The sequence below is a fragment of the Streptomyces sp. NPDC096339 genome, from assembly GCF_044762985.1.
In the GTDB taxonomy this organism is placed as follows: domain Bacteria; phylum Actinomycetota; class Actinomycetes; order Streptomycetales; family Streptomycetaceae; genus Streptomyces.
In genome coordinates this window covers 1-19,835 of sequence record NZ_JBIWFI010000010.1, presented here as the reverse complement: position 1 = coordinate 19,835, position 19,835 = coordinate 1, and the positions used below count along the sequence as shown (strand labels likewise).

14 protein-coding genes are annotated in these 19,835 nt (G+C 71.0%); 8 read left to right on the top strand and 6 right to left on the bottom strand.

The genetic code is table 11. The features are described 5' to 3' along the window. Positions 1–45: 45 nt before the first annotated feature. The gene (locus ACIQ5Y_RS15740; protein WP_403880039.1) at positions 46–648 is read right to left on the bottom strand and encodes a biotin transporter BioY; all 603 of its coding nucleotides are present in this window, start codon (positions 646–648) and stop codon (positions 46–48) included. Between the two features lie 287 nt (positions 649–935). Here ACIQ5Y_RS15740 and ACIQ5Y_RS15735 point away from each other — a divergent pair, with 287 nt between their 5' ends. Then, a complete protein-coding gene (locus ACIQ5Y_RS15735) occupies positions 936–2,342 on the top strand; it encodes an amino acid permease (protein ID WP_403880037.1) in 1,407 nt (468 codons plus the stop codon). Between the two features lie 183 nt (positions 2,343–2,525). Next, positions 2,526–3,182: a superoxide dismutase gene (locus tag ACIQ5Y_RS15730; RefSeq protein WP_403880035.1), complete on the top strand. Its 657-nt coding sequence runs from the start codon at positions 2,526–2,528 to the stop codon at positions 3,180–3,182. A gap of 123 nt (positions 3,183–3,305) precedes the next feature. Here ACIQ5Y_RS15730 and ACIQ5Y_RS15725 read toward each other — a convergent pair whose 3' ends face one another. After that, entirely contained in the window at positions 3,306–3,953 is a 648-nt protein-coding gene (locus ACIQ5Y_RS15725; protein WP_403880033.1) for a DsbA family protein, read from the bottom strand. 133 nt (positions 3,954–4,086) lie between these two features. Between ACIQ5Y_RS15725 and pepN (ACIQ5Y_RS15720) the strand changes: the two genes are divergently transcribed. Together pepN (ACIQ5Y_RS15720) and ACIQ5Y_RS15715 are read left to right on the top strand one after the other, a co-directional pair. Beyond that, positions 4,087–6,642: an aminopeptidase N gene (gene pepN / locus ACIQ5Y_RS15720; protein WP_403880031.1), complete on the top strand. Its 2,556-nt coding sequence runs from the start codon at positions 4,087–4,089 to the stop codon at positions 6,640–6,642. Positions 6,643–6,952: 310 nt separating this feature from the next. Beyond that, entirely contained in the window at positions 6,953–7,915 is a 963-nt protein-coding gene (locus ACIQ5Y_RS15715; protein ID WP_403880029.1) for a hypothetical protein, read from the top strand. Here ACIQ5Y_RS15715 and ACIQ5Y_RS15710 read toward each other — a convergent pair. Both ACIQ5Y_RS15710 and ACIQ5Y_RS15705 read right to left on the bottom strand, forming a co-directional pair. Next, the gene (locus tag ACIQ5Y_RS15710) at positions 7,891–8,802 is read right to left on the bottom strand and encodes a pyridoxamine 5'-phosphate oxidase family protein (RefSeq protein ID WP_403880027.1); all 912 of its coding nucleotides are present in this window, start codon (positions 8,800–8,802) and stop codon (positions 7,891–7,893) included. The two genes, ACIQ5Y_RS15715 and ACIQ5Y_RS15710, sit on opposite strands and share 25 nt — an antisense overlap. Continuing rightward, the gene (locus ACIQ5Y_RS15705) at positions 8,802–9,260 is read right to left on the bottom strand and encodes a VOC family protein (RefSeq protein WP_403880025.1); all 459 of its coding nucleotides are present in this window, start codon (positions 9,258–9,260) and stop codon (positions 8,802–8,804) included. Before ACIQ5Y_RS15705 ends, ACIQ5Y_RS15710 begins: the two co-directional genes overlap by 1 nt. A gap of 132 nt (positions 9,261–9,392) precedes the next feature. Between ACIQ5Y_RS15705 and ACIQ5Y_RS15700 the strand changes: the two genes are divergently transcribed. Both ACIQ5Y_RS15700 and ACIQ5Y_RS15695 read left to right on the top strand, forming a co-directional pair. Continuing rightward, a complete protein-coding gene (locus tag ACIQ5Y_RS15700; protein ID WP_403880023.1) occupies positions 9,393–9,953 on the top strand; it encodes a CGNR zinc finger domain-containing protein in 561 nt (186 codons plus the stop codon). Between the two features lie 273 nt (positions 9,954–10,226). Next, positions 10,227–13,550: a S8 family serine peptidase gene (locus ACIQ5Y_RS15695; protein WP_403880021.1), complete on the top strand. Its 3,324-nt coding sequence runs from the start codon at positions 10,227–10,229 to the stop codon at positions 13,548–13,550. A 67-nt stretch (positions 13,551–13,617) separates the two neighbouring features. On the opposite strand, the gene ACIQ5Y_RS15690 is transcribed toward ACIQ5Y_RS15695, so the two are convergent. Beyond that, positions 13,618–15,108, bottom strand: coding sequence for a M28 family metallopeptidase (locus ACIQ5Y_RS15690; protein ID WP_403880019.1), 1,491 nt, complete (start codon positions 15,106–15,108; stop codon positions 13,618–13,620). A gap of 261 nt (positions 15,109–15,369) precedes the next feature. Between ACIQ5Y_RS15690 and ACIQ5Y_RS15685 the strand changes: the two genes are divergently transcribed. Continuing rightward, positions 15,370–16,398, top strand: a complete 1,029-nt coding sequence (locus ACIQ5Y_RS15685) for an aspartate-semialdehyde dehydrogenase (RefSeq protein WP_403880017.1) — start codon at positions 15,370–15,372, stop codon at positions 16,396–16,398. Between the two features lie 61 nt (positions 16,399–16,459). On the opposite strand, the gene ACIQ5Y_RS15680 is transcribed toward ACIQ5Y_RS15685, so the two are convergent. Then, positions 16,460–16,960: a DUF1203 domain-containing protein gene (locus ACIQ5Y_RS15680; RefSeq protein ID WP_403880015.1), complete on the bottom strand. Its 501-nt coding sequence runs from the start codon at positions 16,958–16,960 to the stop codon at positions 16,460–16,462. Between the two features lie 139 nt (positions 16,961–17,099). Between ACIQ5Y_RS15680 and pepN (ACIQ5Y_RS15675) the strand changes: the two genes are divergently transcribed. Then, on the top strand, positions 17,100–19,676 hold the full coding sequence (gene pepN, locus ACIQ5Y_RS15675; protein ID WP_403880013.1) for an aminopeptidase N: 2,577 nt from the start codon (positions 17,100–17,102) through the stop codon (positions 19,674–19,676). Positions 19,677–19,835 lie beyond the last annotated feature (159 nt).

Below are 19,835 nucleotides of genomic sequence, written 5' to 3'. Positions count from 1 at the left end.
TGGTGGTCCGGGGCTGCCGTACGAGCGGGGACGGCGGACGGCGGTTCAGCCGCGGCGGCCCGCCAGCTTCCAGGCGGCCGGCAGGGCGCCCATCGCGAGGGCGGCCTTGAGCGCGTCGCCGATCAGGAACGGGGTCAGGCCCGCGGCGACGGCGGCGCTCGGGGACATGCCGGTGGCGGCCATCAGGTACGGCACGCCCACCGCGTAGATCACCGCGGAGCCCAGCACCATCGTGCCCGCGGTACGCAGGACCGAGCGGTCGGCGCCGCGCCGCGCGAGGGCGCCGACGACGGTGGCGGCCAGGAGCATGCCGAGCACGTAGCCGAACGAGGCCCCGCCCGCCCCGGACGTGCCGCCCGCGAACCACGGCACGCCGGCCATGCCGACGAGCGCGTACAGGGCGAGCGACAGGAAGCCGCGGCGGGCGCCGAAGGCCGAGCCGACGAGCAGCGCCGCGAAGGTCTGGCCGGTGACCGGGACCGGGGAGCCGGGGACCGGTACGGAGATCTGCGCGGCCAGCCCGGTGAGCGCGGCGCCGCCGACGACGAGCGCGACGTCACGGACGCGGCTCGCGGGCAGCAGGTCGGCGAGTACGGCGCCGGGCCGGAAGGAAACGGAAGCGGTGGAAGCAGCGGAAGCGGTGCTCATCGTTGGCTCCGGGAGGTGAGGGGTGGAGCAGGACGATCACCGACGCTATGGGGCTCCCGGGCCCCGCCCCACCGCCGCCCGACACAAAGCCGTACCGGTCGGTTTCGTGGGAATCACACAAAGAACGCGATCAACCCCCCGACCGGGGTGATCCGCATCACTGGGAACATCTGTCAGCACGTCCGTTTTGCACACGACGGTTCCGCTCGGGGAGACTGTAGGGTCCCGCCAATCCCGATGCGGAGCCCTCACCGCCGCCGGGCCCAACGAGAGTACGAGCACCCCTCATGCGCGAGCGCCTGTCCGAAGTACCCCCGCCTCCTCCCCCGGCCCCCGAGCTCCCCCCGGAACCACTCAGCCACAGCCTCAAGCAGCGCCACCTGACGATGCTGGGCCTCGGCGGCGTGATCGGTGCCGGGCTCTTCGTGGGCTCCGGCGCCGGCATCGGCATCGCCGGTCCCGCGATCATCTGCTCCTACCTGCTGGCGGGTGTCCTCGCGATGCTGGTGATGCGGGCACTGGGCGAGATGTCGGCGGCGATGCCCGCCTCGGGCTCGTTCTCGGTGTACGCGGAGAAGGCGCTGGGGCGCTGGGCCGGCTTCTCCGCGGGCTGGTTGTACTGGTTCCTGCTGGTCGTGGTGCTGGCGGTGGAGGCCACCGGCGCGGCGAAGATCGCGAACGGCTGGATGCCCTCCGTCGACCAGTGGGTCTGGGTGCTGCTCTTCATGGTGGTCTTCACCGTGAGCAACCTGGCCGCCGTGAAGAACTTCGGTGAGTTCGAGTTCTGGTTCGCCGCCCTGAAGGTGGGCGCGATCGTGCTGTTCCTGATCCTGGGCACCCTCGCGATCTTCGGCCTGCTCCCGGACACGGATCCGGTGGGCCTGGCCAACCTCACCGGGAAGGGCGGCTTCTTCCCGACCGGCATCGGCGGCGTGGTCGCCGGCATGCTCGCCGTCATCTTCGCCTTCGGCGGCCTGGAGGTCGTCACCATCGCCGCCGCCGAGTCCGACGACCCCGCCCGGTCCGTCTCCCGCGCGGTGCGCAGCGCCGTGTGGCGCATCCTCTTCTTCTACATCGGCTCGATGCTGGTCATCGTCACGCTCCTGCCGTGGGACTCGCTGGAGCCGGGCCAGAGCCCGTACGTCGCAGCCCTCGACTCCATCGGCATCCCGGCGGCCGGTCAGATCATGAACATCGTGGTGTTCGTGGCGCTGCTGTCGGCGCTGAACGCGAACCTCTACGGGTCCTCGCGCATGATCTTCTCGCTGGCCGAGCGCGAGGAGGCGCCCAGGACGCTGCTGAAGGTCTCGGGCGGCGGGGTGCCGCGCCGGGCGGTGTTCGCCTCGGTGGCCTTCGGCTTCCTGTCGGTGGTGCTGAACCTGCTGTGGCCCGACACGATCTTCCTGTACATGCTCAACGCGGTCGGCGCGGTGCTGCTGTTCGTGTGGGCGCTGATCGCGGTCTCGCAGCTGAAGCTGCGCCGCCGGATCGAGCGGGACATGCCGGAGCGGCTGACCCTGCCGATGTGGCTCTTCCCCTACGCGACCTGGTTCGCGCTGCTGGGCATGGCCACGGTGCTGGTGCTGATGCTGTTCGACGACTCGGCACGGCCGCAGCTGCTGTGGTCGGCGGGCGCCGCCGCGGTGGTGCTGGTGGTGGCGTGGGTGCGCGAGCTGCGGGACCGCCGGTCCTGAGGGCGGACAGCGCGCGCTTCGAAGGCCGGGCTCATGCGATCGCATGGGCCCGGCCTTCGGCGTTCCGGAGGTCCGGACATGAAAGGCGACCCTTGCGTGATCAACGGAATAGATGCTGCTAGCGTGCAGTTGCGCATTAATTGCAATTAGCGATTGGCACGCTGAGGGGACCGGACAACACGCATGGCCATCTACACGCTTCCCGAGCTTCCGTACGACTACGCGGCGCTCGAGCCCGTGATCAACCCGCAGATCATCGAGCTGCACCACGACAAGCACCACGCCGCCTACGTCACGGGCGCCAACAACACCCTCGAACAGCTGGCGGAGGCGCGCGACAAGGAGAACTGGGGCGCGCTGAACGGCCTGGAGAAGAACCTCGCGTTCCACCTCTCCGGCCACATCCTGCACAGCATCTACTGGCACAACATGGCCAGCCCGAAGACCGGCGAGGGCGGCGGCGAGCCCACCGCGGCCGACGGCCTGGGCGACCTGGCCGACGCGATCACCGAGTCCTTCGGCTCCTTCGCGAAGTTCAAGAAGCAGCTCACCTTCGCCTCCTCGGCCACCCAGGGCTCCGGCTGGGGCGTGCTCGCGTACGAGCCCGTCAGCGGCCGTCTCGTCGTCGAGCAGGTCTACGACCACCAGGGCAACGTGGGCGTCGCCAGCACCCCGATCCTGGTCTTCGACGCCTGGGAGCACGCCTTCTACCTTCAGTACAAGAACCAGAAGGTGGACTTCATCGAGGCGATGTGGAACGTCGTCAACTGGCAGGACGTGGCCAAGCGCTACACCGACGCCAAGGCCAACACCCCGCTGCTGATCCCCGTCAAGGGCTGATCGGCACCCACAGCCCGTCCGCCTCGTGATCGTCTTCTCAACCTTCGCCGGCGGGCGTGTCCACCGAAAAGCCCCCGTGAGGACGTGACTCACGGGGGCTTTTCGCGTCGTTCGCGGGGAGGGTCACTCGAAGGAGGGGCCCTTGGTGCGGGTGCGCTTGATCTCGTAGAAACCGGGCGTGCCGGCGACCAGCAGCGTGCCGTCCCACAGTCGGGCGGCAGCCTCGCCGCGCGGGGCGGGGGTGACGACCGGGCCGAAGAAGGCGACCTCCTCGCCGTCGGCGCCGGGCACGGATATCACCGGGGTGCCGACCTCCTGGCCGACCCGGTCGATGCCGTCGTTGTGCGAGGCGCGCAGCACCTCGTCGTACTCGTCGGAGTCGGCGTACGCGAGCAGTTCGGCCGGCAGGTCGAGCGCCGCCAGGGCCTCCGCGATGACCTCGCGGGTCGCGCCCTTGGCCTCGTTGTGGATGCGGGTGCCGAGCTCGGTGTACAGCTTGCCGGTGATCTCGTCACCGAACTTCTGCTGGGCCGCGACCACGACACGGACCGGAGCCCAGCCCTTGGGGCCGAGCAGTTCGCGGTAGCGCTCGGGCAGTTCGTCGAGGCGGTTCTCGTTCAGCACCGCGAGGCTCATCACGTGCCAGCGGACCTCGACGTCACGGACCTTCTCGACCTCCAGCATCCAACGGGAGGTCATCCAGGCCCAGGGGCAGAGCGGGTCGAACCAGAAGTCGACCGGGGTCTTCTCGCGCACCTGGGTGTCGGTCATGTCTCTCCTCAGTCTCCGTCTAGGAAAAGGCAGCACTGGCTGACGTTCTGTGTCCCCAACCAGGACCGGGGCGCGCGCATTCCCCCGTGGGAGGATTCGTCACAAGAACACGACGACGCACGAAGGAGTGCCCGTGCCCGGAGAGAACCTGTCCCGCGAGGAGGCCCGCGAGCGGGCCGAACTGCTGTCCGTCGACGGGTACGAGGTGGTCCTCGACATCAGGTCGGCAGTGGAGGGGACCGAGCCCGCGGAGGGACCCCGCACCTTCCGCTCGGTGACCACGATCCGCTTCCGGGCCGCCGCCTCCGGCACGTCCACCTTCGTGGACCTGATCGCCCCCTCCGTGAACTCCGTCACACTGAACGGGCGTCCGCTCGACACCGCCGCCGTCTTCGACGGCGCGCGGATCACGGTCGACGGCCTGGCCTCGGAGAACGTCCTGGTGGTCGACGCGAACTGCGCGTACAGCCGCACGGGCGAGGGCCTGCACCGCTTCGTGGACCCCGAGGACGGCGAGGTCTACCTCTACACCCAGTACGAGCCGGCGGACGCCCGGCGGGTGTACGCCAACTTCGAGCAGCCCGACCTGAAGGCTCCGTACCGCTTCGAGGTGACCGCGCCCGAGGGCTGGCAGGTCTGGAGCAACGGCGCGGAGGAGTCCCGCGAGGCAGGGGTGTGGCGCTTCGCCGAGACCCAGCCGATCTCGACGTACATCACCTGCGTCGTCGCCGGTCCCTACCACTACGTGACGGACTCCTACACGCGCGGGGACCTGACGATCCCGCTGGGCGCGATGTGCCGCAAGGCGCTCGCCAAGCACTTCGACGCCGACGACGTCTTCCTCGTCACCAAGCAGGGCTTCGACCTCTTCCACGAGATCTTCGACTACCCCTACCCCTTCGGGAAGTACGACCAGGCCTTCGTGCCGGAGTACAACCTGGGCGCGATGGAGAACCCGGGGATGGTGACCTTCCGCGAGGAGTACATCTTCCGCGGGAAGGTCACGCAGGCCTCCTACGAGCGCCGCGCGAACGTCATCCTGCACGAGATGGCGCACATGTGGTTCGGCGACCTCGTCACCATGAAGTGGTGGGACGACCTGTGGCTGAAGGAGTCCTTCGCGGACTTCATGGGCTCCTTCGGGCTGGTGGAGGCCACCCGCTTCGACCAGGCGTGGGTCACCTTCGCCAACAGCCGCAAGGCCTGGGCCTACCGGGCCGACCAGCTGCCGTCCACGCACCCGATCACGGCCGACATCCGTGATCTGGAGGACGCGAAGCTGAACTTCGACGGGATCACCTACGCCAAGGGCGCGGCGGTCCTGAAGCAGCTGGTCGCCTACGTGGGACGGGAGGCGTTCCTGGAGGGCGCGCGCCGCTACTTCAAGGCGAACGCGTACGGGAACACGACGCTGGACGACCTGCTGTCGGTGCTCGGCGAGGTGTCGGGCCGGGACATGGCCGAATGGTCTCGGGCCTGGCTGCAGACGGCGGGCGTGAACGCGCTGACCCCGGTGCTGACGTACGACGCGGGCGGGCGCGTGACGGAGCTGGCGGTGGTCCAGGAGGGCGAGGAGCTGCGCCCCCACCGGGTGGCGGTCGGCCTGTACCGGCTGGAGTCCGACGGCGGCCTGGTCCGCTACGCGCGGGCCGCGGTGGACGTGGCGGGGCCGCGGACGGTCGTCGAGGAGCTGGCGGGCCGGGAGCGCCCTGACCTGGTCCTGGTCAACGACGAGGACCTGACCTACTGCAAGGTCCGCTTCGACGAGGGCTCGCTGGCCACGCTGCGCGGACACCTCGGCGATCTGGCCGACCCCCTCGCGCGGGCGCTGAGCTGGTCCGCGATGTGGAACCTGACGCGGGACGGCCTGATGCCGGCGCGCGACTTCCTCTCCCTGGTACTGGCTCACGCGGGCCGTGAGACGGATGTCGGCGTGCTCCAGATGCTGCACTCGCAGGCCCAGACCGCGGTCACCCACTACTCGGCTCCCGACCGGCGCGAGCAGGCCGGCCGCGAGCTGGCGGCGGGCGCGCTGCACGAACTGCGGCTGGCCGAGCCGGGTTCGGAACACCAGCTGACGTGGGCCCGCTTCTTCGCGGCGAGCGCGGCGACCGAGGGCGACTTCCAGCTGCTGCTGGGGCTGCTGGACGGCTCCGCCCGGATCGACGGGCTGGAGGTGGACCAGGAGTTGCGCTGGGACTTCCTGCTGCCGCTGGCCGCGCACGGGGCGGTCGACGAGGGCGTACTGGCCGCGGAACTGGCGCGGGACGACACGGCGTCGGGCAAGCGGCACCAGGTGCGGTGCCTGGCGGCGCGGCCGTCGGCGGCGGTCAAGGACCAGGCGTGGGCGGCGGTGATCGAGTCCGAAGCGCTGTCGAACGCGCTGGTGGAGGCCACCATCGCGGGTATGCAGCAGGCTTCCCAGCGGGAGCTGCTGGCGGTGTACGCGGGGCGGTACTTCGAGGTGATCGGGCGGATCTGGTCGGAGCGGTCGATCCAGATCGGCATGGACGTGGTGAAGGGGCTGTACCCGTCCCTCCAGGACCCCGAGTCCACCGTCGCGGCTACGGACGCGTGGCTCTCCTCGCACGAGTCGGCCCCGCCTGCCCTGCGCCGCCTGGTGCTGGAGTCCCGGGACGACCTGTCCCGCGCCCTGCGCGCGCAGCGCTGCGACGCGGCCGCCGGCTGACCCCACCGGGGGTTCGGGGCCCGACCCCGAACCCCCGCTCCTCAAACGCCGGAGGGGCTGGTTGTGGCTGCGTCAGACCTTTGGCTGCCGCCACAGACACGGCGCTCCGCGCCCGCGCCTCAAACGCCGGCGGGGCTGGATCTTCCAGCCCCGCCGGCGTTTGAGCGCGGGGTCCGGGTCGGCGCCCCAGCAGCGGCGGCGTGGCGTATCGGTCATCGAACGTCCGTACTTTAGCCCCGGCTTGTCCGGATTTGTCGACGAGCGTGTAACACCGGTTAGCAAGGCCATGGCCTGAGGGAATCACCGAGTCATGAACCAGAACGCGCCCCTCCCCCTCGCCCACCTCACCGGCAGCCGCCCCCGCGTGCTGACCCTCGCTCAGCTGCGCGAGCACGGCGTCACCGCCTCCGACGCCGCCGAGCGGCCCTGGCAGCAGATCCTGCCGGGAGTGTTCCTGCTGCACACCGGCCCCGCGACCAGCGAGGAGCGGCTGCACGCCGCGCTGCTGTACGCCGGCCGGCGCGGGCACGGGGAGGTCATGATCACCGGGCTGGCGGCGCTCGCGCTGTACCGGTTCACCTCCGTCCCCGCCCTGCTCGCCCTCTCGCACATCGACGTGCTCGTCCCCGGCACCCGCCGGCTGCGCTCCACCGGCGACGTGCGGATCGTGCGCGCGCACACCCCGCCCCGGCCCGAGGAGGTGACCGGGCTGCCGGTGGCGCCCGTCGCGCGGGCCGTCGCCGACGCCGTCGCCCAGCTCGACGACGCCGGTACGGTACGCCGCCTGCTCAGCGAGGCCGTCCGCGCCGGGCACTGCGAACCGGCCGCCGTCGTAAGGGAGCTGACGGTGGCCCGGCTGCTGAACCGCCCGCACGTGGTCGACGCCGTCGAGGCCCTCCTCGCGGAGGGCCGGGCCATCGCCGAGGACCGGCTGTACCACCTCGTGCGCGGCTACGAGCTGCCCGAGCCGGTCTGGAACGTGGACCTGCGCATCCCCGGCGGCCCCCACCTGGGCGGGGTCGACGCCTTCTGGCCCGAGCACTCGGTGGCCGTGGAGCTCGACACCCGCGCCCCGCGCCAGGGCGAGGACGAGGAGTGGTCCGAGTGCGTGCGCAAGCGCGAGACCCTGGAGCGGCTCGGGGTGACCGTCATCCACATCACCCCGCGCAAGCTCCGCGACTGGCCCGAACAGCAGGCAGCGGTCGTCCGGACCGCCCTGACGGCGTCCGGCGACCGCGAGCCCGCCGCCTATCTGGTGGTCCTGCCCAGGTGAGGCAGATGGGGCGAGTACTCCGGGGTGCTCCAGCGCAGCCGCCCCGGGTGGACGGCCTCGACCACCGACTCCACGCGGAAGCGGGTGCCGCGGCTTCCGTCCGGTCCGAACTCGACCCGGGCCCGGCCGCTGAGCTGGAGCACGGCCCCGGTCTCCCAGTCCGGGAAGAGCAGTCCGGCCCGCGGGTCGGCGGCGAGGTTGCCCAGGGTCAGGAACATGGCGTTGCCCGCGTAGTCCGGCCAGCTCAGCTCGGTCGGCGAGAGCACCTCGACGAAACCGGGCAGCCCGCCGCGGTGGCTGGCGTCGACCCCGTCCGCCTCGGCCGTGGTGGCCACGAAGAAGGTGTCGGCGGCGCGGACGGCCCGCTCCTGGTCGGGGGTGAGCGCGTCCCCGCGCCGCACGACACCGGCTCCTTCGGCGGCCAGGTCCAGCGGTTGCCGCTTCTGGAGGTACTTGGGGCAGTTCGCGAAGACCTGCTCGGCCTGGACGGCGAAGCCCCGGCCGGTCACCTCCAGGGTCCCGTTCAGCCTCATCCGGCGTCGGGTGCGCGGGTCGAGCGAGATGGTGCCGACCTTCGTCCCGGCCGTGGCCAGCGCCCCGGTCAGCGGATCGCCCGCCGGCAGGCCGCCGGCGACCGTGATCCGCTGCGGCCCGGTGGCCCGTACGAAACCGGGCGCGCCGGTGAGCAGGGAGGCCCACACCAGCCCCCCGCCGTCGGCCGCGCCGACGACCAGGTGCGGCTGCTGCTCCAGGAACGCCGCGGCCACGTCCTTGATGCCCGTGCCGATCGAGCGGCCGACGTGCTCGGCGAGCTCGCGTACGCCGACCCGCTCCTGCACGGCGAGCGACCCCTGGTGGTAGACCCCGGAGTCGTGGACCCCGGACATTAGAAGAAGCCGCAGGTGGGAGCGGAATCACTGGGGGCGGGGGCGCCCTCGGCGCCGGTCGGGACCGAGATCTCCAGGCGGGTCCCGTCGGGGTCGTGGAAGAAGATGCCGCCCGAGGCCGCGCCCTCGCGGTGGGCGACGACGCCCTCGTACGCGAATGCGACGCCCAGGCCGCGCAGCCGCTCCTCGTAGTCCCGTACCTCCTCGATGGCGCCGGCGGAGAACGCCAGGTGGTGCAGTCCGGCCGCGGTGGGCGCGTACGCGCCGTCGGCCTGCTGCCAGAGGGTCAGTACGAGCTCGCCGTCCTGACCGAGGAAGGCGAAGCGCCGGCCCTCCTCCTTGCCCTCGCCCAGCACCTGGAAGCCGAGCGCGTCCCGGTAGAAGGCGAGCGAGCGCTCCAGATCGGTGACGTTCAGGCCCACGTGCCCGGTGCGGAGCGTGCTGATGGCAGTCGTCATGACGGGTTCCTTCCCCAGAGGACTTCTTGACTTCCCTGTTTCTAACCTTCTAAATCGAGATTAGAGGTTAGAAGGAGATGCGTCAACCGGTCACGTACCCTTCAGGGGTTACAAGGCATGGAGGAGACGGAAATGACGGCGACGGACCCCCGCCCCCTGACCGGGGAGCCGGTCGCGCTCGACCTGCTGAACACCCGCTGGATGCGGGAGGGCGAACTCACCGACCTCTTCGCCGGGGCCTTCGGGCTCGGCCGGGTCGAGGGGCTGCGGATCTGGCTGGAGTCCACCGGGCTGGCCGGCCGCTTCCGCGCCGACGCCCCGACCCTGGTCCACCTGATGACCGCCCGCGAAGCCCTGGCCCGCGCGGTGGCGGACCCGGCCGACGAGAGCGCCCGCGCGCTGGTGGACGCCGTACTGGAGCACGGCCGCATCCGCGCCACCCTGACGGCCGAAGGCCCGGGCGAGCGGGCCGAGTTCGACGACCCGACCTGGGGTCCGGCCTGGACCGCCGCCCGGAACTACCTGGAACTGCTGGGCACCGCGCCCGACCGGATCCGCAAGTGCGCCTCCGAGACCTGCGTCCTGCACTTCCACGACACCTCGCGCAACGGAACGCGGCGCTGGTGCTCGATGGCCGTCTGCGGAAACCGGGCGAAGGCCTCCCGCCACTACGCGCGCACGCGCGAGCGCTGAACGATCCGAAACTGTCACACCCACGCCGGGACGCGAACGCGTCCCGGCGCTGTCGCGTGGTCGTCAAATCGACAAATCAGCTCTGCAGCCCCTGGAGTTCACCCCGGTCTGTCCCGGTAAGGCGCCGCTGGCGTATGCGCCGCGCTGGCGAGTGTCCGCCATGGCGGGTACCGGTCAATGACAACCCTCCCCAAAGAGCTGTCGTTTACGCAAAGCTGACCGGTCATCCGGCACCGAAATCCGGACCGTATCTTTCACTTACCAGGGATGCTGATGACCCTCGAATCCCCCGGCTCCATACCCACGGCCAGACGCGTCGCGCGCGTCGCGGCCGCGGCAGGCCTGGTGGCCGCCCTCGCGGCCACCGGCTCGGCGCCCGTCTTCGCGGCGAACGCGGCCGGCGCTCCGGGCTCCAACCCGGCCGTCAAGTCCGCGGACCAGAAGCTCGGTTCGGCCGACGCAGAGCTCCTCCAGGAGGCCAAGGCCAAGGGTGACGCGACCGTCACCGTCATGGTCGCGACCGCCCCGGGCCAGACCAAGCAGGTCGCCGACCAGATCGACGCCGTTCCCGGCGCCTCGGTGGGCCAGACCTACGACAAGCTCGGTTACGTGCGCGCCACCCTGCCCACCGGCAAGGCGGAGGCCGCCCTGAAGGCGGCCGCCAAGCTGTCCTCCGTGCACGGCATCGACCTGCGGCACGAGATCCAGCTGCCGGACCCCCGCCCCGACACCAAGGGCGAGTCGGGCTCGGTCCAGAAGACCGCCGCGGAGTCGTACCCCGCGCCGGACAAGAACACCCCGGCGAAGAACCCGTACAACCCGTCCTTCGAGACGGGCGCGGTGGACTTCGTCGCGAAGAACCCGCAGGCCGACGGCCGCGGCGTGACCATCGGCATCCTGGACTCGGGCGTCGACGTCAGCCACCCGGCCCTGCAGAAGACCACCACCGGCGAGCGCAAGATCGTCGACTGGGTCACCGCGACCGACCCGATCGCCGACGGCGACGCCACCTGGCGCGCCCAGATCACCCCGGTCACCACCGCCGGCGGCACCTTCACGGCCGGCGGCGCGAGCTGGAAGGCGCCCGAGGGCAGCTTCCAGTGGAGCCGCTTCAGCGAGTCGATCACCGCCAACGGCGACATGAAGGGCGACGTCAACCGGGACGGGGACACCACCGACCGGTTCGGCATGCTCTACGACGTCGCCGCCGGCACCGTCCGCGTCGACACCGACCAGGACAACGACTTCACGAACAACGAGCCGATGAAGCCGTACAAGGACGGCTACCAGATCGGCTACTTCGGCACGGACAACCCGGCGACCGACGTCGCCGAGCGCATCCCGTTCGTGATCCAGATCCGCAAGGACGTCCCGATGGACCCGCTCGGCGGGGACTGGGTCGGCAAGAAGGCCGACTTCGTCAACATCGGCATCATCGAGTCCGAGCACGGCACGCACGTCGCGGGCATCACCGCCGCCAACAGCCTCTTCGGCGGCAAGATGAACGGCGAGGCGCCGGGCGCGAAGATCGTCTCCTCGCGCGCCTGCACCTGGTCCGGCGGCTGCACCAACATCGCGCTGACCGAGGGCATGATCGACCTCGTCGTCAACCGCGGCGTGGACATCGTCAACATGTCCATCGGCGGCCTGCCGGCGCTGAACGACGGCAACAACGCCCGTTCGGAGCTCTACAAGAACCTCATCGACACCTACGGTGTCCAGCTCGTCATCTCGGCGGGCAACGAGGGCCCCGGTGTCAACACCATCGGCGACCCCGGTCTCGCGGACAAGGTCATCTCCGTGGGTGCCGCGGTCTCCAAGGAGACCTGGGCCGCCAACTACGGCTCCGGCGTGACCAAGAAGTACAACATGTTCCCCTTCTCCTCGCGCGGTCCGCGTGAGGACGGCGGGTTCACGCCGACCATCACCGCCCCCGGCGCGGCCATCAACACCATCCAGACCTGGCTGCCCGGCGCGCCCGTGAAGGAGGCCGGCTACACCCTCCCGGCCGGTTACGGCATGCTCCAGGGCACCTCGATGTCCTCGCCGCAGGCGGCGGGCGCCAGCGCCCTGCTGATCTCGGCCGCCAAGCAGCAGAAGATCGCGCTGTCCCCGGCGAGCCTGCGCACCGCGCTCACCAGCACCGCGAAGAAGATCGACGACGTCCCGGCGCACGCCCAGGGCTCGGGTCTGATCAACATCCTCGGCGCGTGGGAGTCGATCCAGCGCGGCGCGAAGTCCAACGAGTTCACCGTCAAGGCGCCGGTCGACACCGCGATCGACCAGTTCCTGAAGACCCCGGGCTTCGGCACCGGCCTCTACGACCGCGAGGGCGGCCTGAAGGTCGGCCAGAAGAAGGTCTACGACGTCGTCGTCACCCGCACCACCGGCGTCAAGTACGGCACCCGCCACAACCTGAGCTGGCGCAACAACGACGGCACGTTCAAGATCCTGAACGAGTACGACTACGTCACGCTCCCGCTGAACAAGCCCGTCACCATCAAGGTCGAGGCCAAGCCCAAGACGGCCGGCGTGCACAGCGGCATCCTGCAGCTGGACGACGAGACCACCGAGGGCATCGACAAGCAGATCCTCACCACCGTCGTCGCCTCGACCCCGCTGGTGAAGCCGTCGTTCTCCTTCTCGGACACCTCGTCCGTGCAGCGCAACAGCCACAAGTCGTACTTCGTCACCGTGCCGCAGGGCGCGAAGACCCTTGAGGTCGCCCTGGGCGGTCTCGCGGCGGGCAGCCAGACGCGCTTCATCTCGATCCACCCGTACGGTGTGGGCGTCGAGGACAGCGCGACCACCCAGTGCTACCCGAACTACGACAACCCGGCGAACCAGTGCCGCCCCGACCTGCGGTCGTACGCCGACCCGCAGCCGGGCGTCTGGGAGATCGAGGTCGAGTCGCGCCGTACGTCGCCGCTCCTCGACAACCCGTTCAAGCTGGACGTCTCCGTGCTCGGCGCGGCCTTCGACCCCGCGGTCAAGGTCCTGCCCGAGGTGAAGCAGGGCACCCCGGCGCCGGTCCAGTGGACCGTCAAGAACGACGGTGCGGCCATCTCCGGCGGCAAGCTCAAGGGCGGCCCGCTGGGCTCCGCGAAGGTCGCCAAGCCGACCATCGCCAACGGTGAGACCCAGACCACCGAGGTCACGATCGGCGAGGGCGTCTCCCGCCTCGACATCGCGATCGGCAAGGTCTCCGACACGGCCGCCGACCTCGACCTCGAGGTCTACAAGGACGGCGTCAAGGTCGGCTCCTCCGCCGACGGCGACTCCGAGGAGGCCGTGAGCCTGGCCAACCCGGCCGCGGGCACCTACCAGATCAAGGTGCTCGGCTACGCGGTCCCGTCCGGCTCCACCACGTACGACTACCGCGACGTGTACTTCTCGGCCGCCCTGGGCTCCGTCCAGGTCGACGAGGCCGCCGCGGTGAACCTCGCCAACGGCGCCTCCACGTCGATCTCGGCGAACGTCCTGGTCAGCGCCGCCGCCCCCGAGGGCCGGCAGTTCTTCGGCCAGGTCCAGCTGCTGAACGCCCGCGGCACCGCCGCCGGCACCGGCAGCGTGCAGATCGAGAAGGTCCTCCCGTAGTACGCAGGGGACAACCGAAGGGCCGGTGCTCCGCTGAGCACCGGCCCTTCGGCCTTTCGGGCGGGACCTACCTGCCCAGCGAGCCCAGGGACTCGGCGTAGGTGCCGACCGCGTGCGCGATCACGTCGACGTTGGTGTCGAACACCTTCAGGTCCAGGTTCTTCAGGGTGTCGCCCGCCCCGTGGTAGTTCGGGTCGTACGGGTCTCCGGCCGTGCCGCCGTACCGCTTGGCCTGCTCGGCGGTCTTGATGCCCTCGGCGCCCGTGAAGGTGCCGCCCGCCGGGATGCCGTTCGCGATGAACGGGCCGTAGTCGGAGCGGCCGTCGAAGTCGCTGCCCTCGTGCGGCTTGCCCTTCTTGTCCAGGAAGCCGTTGATCAGCGCCTCGATCTGCGCGGAGCCGGCCGGGCCCGCGCCCTCGCCGGTCCTGTCGGAGTCGTCGCCGTCGTAGACGAACTGCGCCGGGTTCGGCGAGGCGATCATGTCGAAGTTGAGGTAGAGCGCGATGTCCTTCTTCTGCTTCTCCGACAGCTGCGCCACGTAGTGCTCGGAGCCCAGCAGGCCCAGCTCCTCCGCCGACCACCAGGCGAAGCGGACCTTGTTGGCGACCTTCGGGTTCCTCCCCTTCTTGTTGGCGCCCTCGTCGGCGAGCTTGAGGGCGACCTCCAGCAGACCGGCCGAGCCGGAGCCGTTGTCGTTGATGCCCGGTCCCTCGGGAACGGAGTCCAGGTGGGAGCCGACCGTGACGACCTTGTCGGAGCGCCCCGCCCGGGTCTCGGCGATCACGTTGCGCGTGGTCTTCTTCACGTGCTCCTGGTCCAGGTCCAGGCGCACCTTCACCTCCCCCTTGGCGGCGGCCGCGGTCAGCGCCTCACCGTCGGCCAGGGTGATGCCGGCGCTCGGGATGATCCCGTCGGCGGGCGAGGAGAAGCCGCCGCGCACCGGGGTGGTACCGCTGTGGTTGTAGACGATGACGCCGACGGCACCGGCCGCGGCGGCCGCCTTCTGCTTCTCCACGAAGGTGCAGGAGCCGCGCTTGACCAGGGCGATCTTCCCGGTGAAGGTGCCGGAGGCGTAGTCGTCCGCGGTGCAGCCGGGGGTCTCGTCGACCCGGGCGAGGGCGAGGGGCGCCGTCAGGCCGCCGGCCGGGGTGGACTTGGTGAAGGTGAAGGCGGCGGTGGCCGGCTCACGCGGCTGGTCGCCGAGGACGGTGGTCCGCTCCGTCCTCGTGTGCGCCTCGTGGATGTCGAAGTCCTGGTAGGAAACCTCGTACCCGGCCTTCTTCAGCGTGTCGTGGACGTACGCGGCGGAGGCCGCGTGGCCGGGCGTGCCGGCGGCGCGGTTGCCGCCGTTGGCGTCGGCGATCTGCTGGAACTTCGCCAGGTGCCGGTAGGCGCCGCGGCCGCCGGCCTCCTCGACCAGTTCCCTGGCCAGCCTGCCCTCGTGCGGGTGGTCGGCGGCCGCCGGCGTGGCGGCGAGCAGGACGGGTGCGGCGACGGCGGCCGCCGCGAGGGCGGCGAGCGCCGGTATGGACCGGCGGCGGTGGCGGATGGCACGCACGGTGGATCTCCCCGAGTCGGATGTTTCGGTCTGCGGTCGATCATGTCCGGATAGCGGTCATGACGGATCGGACGCTAATCAGCTCCGACCAGGCAAAACGGACGATCGGGGCTGCCGAAACACGGCCGCCACGGACTCGTCACGGGTGTTCACATACAGGACACCGTCCGTTCCTCGGACAATGGATTGGACAAGGCTCGTGGTGTCGAACGCATGATGGCTCCACGCGCGCACGCGTCGTACGGAGCAGAAGGAGTCACCGTGAGGGTCGGAATCGTCGGAGCCACCGGACAGGTCGGCGGAGTCATGCGCGGCATCCTGGCCGAGCGCAAGTTCCCGGTGGACGAGCTGCGGCTGTTCGCCTCGGCCCGTTCGGCCGGCTCGATCCTCGAGTGGGAGGGCCGGGAGATCACCATCGAGGACGCCTCGACGGCCGACTACTCCGGCCTGGACATCGTCCTCTTCTCCGCCGGTGGCGCCACCTCCAAGGCGCTCGCCGAGAAGGTCGCCTCGCAGGGCGCCGTCGTGATCGACAACTCCTCCGCCTGGCGCAAGGACCCCGAAGTCCCCCTCGTCGTCTCCGAGGTCAACCCGCACGCGATCAAGAACCGCCCCAAGGGCATCATCGCGAACCCGAACTGCACCACGATGGCCGCCATGCCGGTGCTGCGCCCCCTCCACGAGGAGGCCAGCCTGACCGCGCTGATCGCCACCACCTACCAGGCCGTGTCCGGTTCCGGCCTGGCCGGTGTCGCCGAGCTCGACGGCCAGGTCAAGGCCGTGGCCGCCGACGCGACCAAGCTGGTGCACGACGGCGAGGCCGTCGAGTTCCCCGAGCCGGGCGTCTACAAGCGCTCCATCGCCTTCAACGTGCTGCCGCTCGCCGGCTCGATCGTGGACGACGGCTCCTTCGAGACCGACGAGGAGCAGAAGCTCCGCAACGAGTCCCGCAAGATCCTGGAGATCCCGGGCCTCAAGGTGTCCGGCACCTGTGTGCGCGTGCCGGTCTTCTCCGGCCACTCGCTGCAGATCAACGCCCGCTTCGACCGCCCGATCAGCGTCGAGCGCGCCTACGAGCTGCTGAAGGACGCCCCGGGCGTCGAGCTGTCGGAGATCCCGACCCCTCTCCAGGCCGCCGGCAAGGACGCCTCGTACGTGGGCCGCATCCGCGCCGACGAGACGGTGGACAACGGCCTCGCGCTGTTCCTGTCGAACGACAACCTCCGCAAGGGCGCCGCGCTGAACGCGGTGCAGATCGCGGAGCTCGTGGCCGAGGAGCTGCGCGGCTGACCTGCGGGCAGCGCGACGGGAAGGGGGCGGGTGCCGTACGGCGCCCGCCCCCTTCCCCGTGTCACGGCCTGCGGACCTCGAAGAGGAAGCAGCCGAACTCGGCGGCGCGGAGGTGCACGAGGGCGACCGCGGAATCCGCGAAGGCCTCGTCGAGGGCCCGCTCGATCACCCCGTCGGGGTCTTCCCCGAGGTTGAGGACCCGCCCGCCGAGGATGTGCCCGCGGGCGTCGTACCGCCGGGCGGTGCGCTGCACGCCGGCGCGGGCGAAGGGGTGTCCGCCGCCCGCGCCGGGCCCCGCGCAGTCCTCGGCGTGGATGAAGACCGGCCCCTGCTCGTCGTAGGCCCCCGGGTCCGCGCCCGTACCGGCCGCCCAGCGGCGCAGTGGCGCGTACGAGACGAGCGCGATCCGCTCGCCCGCCCCGCTCGCCCGCAGGCAGCAGCGCAGGGGCGCCCCGCCCTCCTCGTCCCGGTACGGAAGGCATTCCCGTCCGGCGTCGTCCCGTACCCGGAGCTCTTCGAGCGCCGTCTTCTCGATGGGCCTGGCCCAGTACCTGCTGTCCATGTCGGTCAGCATGGCGGCGCCGCCCGCCGGAGTCCGGCGGGAATCCGACGTCGCGTTCGCCCGTGGATTACTCCGGCCCGGCGACGCGGACCGCATGGAAGGATGGCCGGGCAACGTCACCATCAAAGGAGATGAACGCGTGCCCGGCACGAATCTCACCCGTGAAGAGGCCCAGCAGCGGGCCAAGCTGCTCACCGTCGACTCGTACGAGATCGAGCTCGATCTCAGCGGCGCTCAGGAGGGTGGCACCTACCCCTCCGTGACCACCGTGCGCTTCCAGTCGGCCGAGGCCGGGGCCGAGACCTTCATCGACCTGGTCGCCCCGGCCGTGCACGAGGTCGTCCTGAACGGCAGGTCGCTGGATGTCGCGGCGGTCTTCCGGGACTCCCGGATCGCCCTGAGCCGGCTCGAGGCCGGGGCCAACGAGCTCCGCGTCGTCGCGGACTGCGCGTACACCAACACGGGCGAGGGTCTGCACCGCTTCGTCGACCCGGTCGACCAGCAGGCTTACCTGTACACCCAGTTCGAGGTGCCGGACGCGCGGCGCGTCTTCGCCAGCTTCGAGCAGCCCGACCTGAAGGCGACGTTCCGGTTCACCGTGACGGCCCCCGAGGGCTGGACGGTCATCTCGAACTCCCCGACGCCCGAGCCGAAGGACCGGGTGTGGGCCTTCGAGCCGACCCCGCGCATCTCCTCGTACATCACCGCCCTGATCGTGGGCCCGTACCACGCGGTGCACAGCTCGTACGAGGGCAAGGACGGGCAGTCCGTCCCGCTCGGCATCTACTGCCGTCCCTCGCTCACCGAGTTCCTCGACGCGGACGCGATCTTCGACGTGACCCGGCAGGGCTTCGACTGGTTCCAGGAGAAGTTCGCCTACGACTACCCGTTCGCCAAGTACGACCAGCTCTTCGTCCCGGAGTTCAACGCGGGCGCGATGGAGAACGCGGGCGCGGTCACCATCCGCGACCAGTACGTCTTCCGCTCGAAGGTGACGGACGCCGCGTACGAGGTGCGCGCGGAGACCATCCTCCACGAGCTCGCCCACATGTGGTTCGGCGACCTCGTCACCATGGAGTGGTGGAACGACCTGTGGCTGAACGAGTCCTTCGCCACCTACACGTCCATCGCGTGCCAGGCGTACGCGGAGGGCTCGAAGTGGCCGCACGCGTGGACCACCTTCGCCAACTCCATGAAGACCTGGGCGTACCGGCAGGACCAGCTGCCGTCCACGCACCCGATCATGGCGGACATCCGTGACCTCGACGACGTCCTGGTCAACTTCGACGGCATCACGTACGCCAAGGGCGCCTCGGTGCTCAAGCAGCTCGTCGCCTACGTCGGCATGGACGCCTTCTTCAAGGGCGTGCAGGCCTACTTCAAGGCGCACGCCTTCGGCAACACCCGTCTGTCCGACCTGCTGGGCGCCCTGGAGGAGACCTCTGGGCGCGACCTGACCGCCTGGTCGAAGGCGTGGCTGGAGACGGCCGGCATCAACATCCTGCGTCCCGAGATCACCACCGGCGCGGACGGTGTGATCACCGCCTTCGGCATCCGCCAGGAGGCGCCCGCGCTGCCCGCCGGCGCCAAGGGCGAGCCGACGCTGCGCCCGCACCGGATCGCGGTCGGCCTCTACGACCTGGACGGCGGCAAGCTGGTCCGCACGGACCGGATCGAGCTGGACATCGACGGCGAGCTGACGGAGGTGCCGGAGCTGCTGGGCCGTGCGCGTCCGGCCGTCGTGCTGCTCAACGACGACGACCTGTCGTACGCCAAGGTCCGCCTGGACGAGGAGTCCCTCGCGACGGTCACCGCGCACCTGGGCGACTTCACCGACTCGATGCCGCGCGCGCTGTGCTGGGCCTCGGCCTGGGACATGACCCGCGACGGCGAGCTGGCCACCCGCGACTACCTGGCCCTCGTCCTGTCGGGCATCGGCAAGGAGTCGGACATCGGCGTCGTCCAGTCCCTGCACCGCCAGGTGAAGCTGGCCGTCGACCTGTACGCCGACCCGGCGTGGCGGGAGGAGGGCCTGGCGGCCTGGACCGGGGCCGCGCTGGAGCACCTGCGTGCGGCGGAGCCGGGCAGCGACCACCAGCTGGCGTGGGCGCGTGCCTTCGCGGCCACCGCCCGTACGGAGGAGCAGCTGGCGTTCCTGTCGGCGCTGCTGGACGGCTCGGCCGTGGTCGAGGGCCTGGCCGTCGACACCGAGCTGCGGTGGGCGTTCCTGGAGCGGCTGGCGGCCACGGGCCGCGCCGACGAGGCGGCGATCGCGGCGGAGCTGGAGCGGGACGCGACGGCGGCCGGCGAGCGGCACGCCGCGACGGCGCGGGCGGCGCGTCCGACGGCCGAGGCGAAGGCTGCCGCGTGGGCGTCGGTGGTGGAGTCCTCGGAGCTCCCCAACGCCGTGCAGGAGGCGGTGATCGGGGGCTTCGTCCAGACGGACCAGCGCGAGCTGATCGCCCCGTACGCGGACAAGTACTTCTCGGCGCTCAAGGGCGTCTGGGAGTCCCGCAGCCACGAGATCGCGCAGCAGATCGCGGTGGGTCTGTACCCGTCGCTCCAGGTCTCGCAGGCCACGCTGGACCAGACGGACTCGTGGCTGTCCTCGGCCGAGCCGAACGCCGCGCTGCGGCGGCTGGTGTCGGAGTCCCGCTCGGGCGTCGAGCGCGCGCTGAAGGCCCAGGCGGCCGACGCCGCTGCCGCTCGCGCGTAGCCCCCGCCCATCCCCTGCCGCGCCCGTGGAGCACCGCCCCACGGGCGCGGCCCCCGGCCCCCCCGGGGGGGGCGCCCCCCCCGCGGGGGGTGTTGGGGGGGCCCCCGCCGCCCCCCCCCCGCCCCCCGCGGGGGTGGAGGGCGCGGGACACGCCGGGGC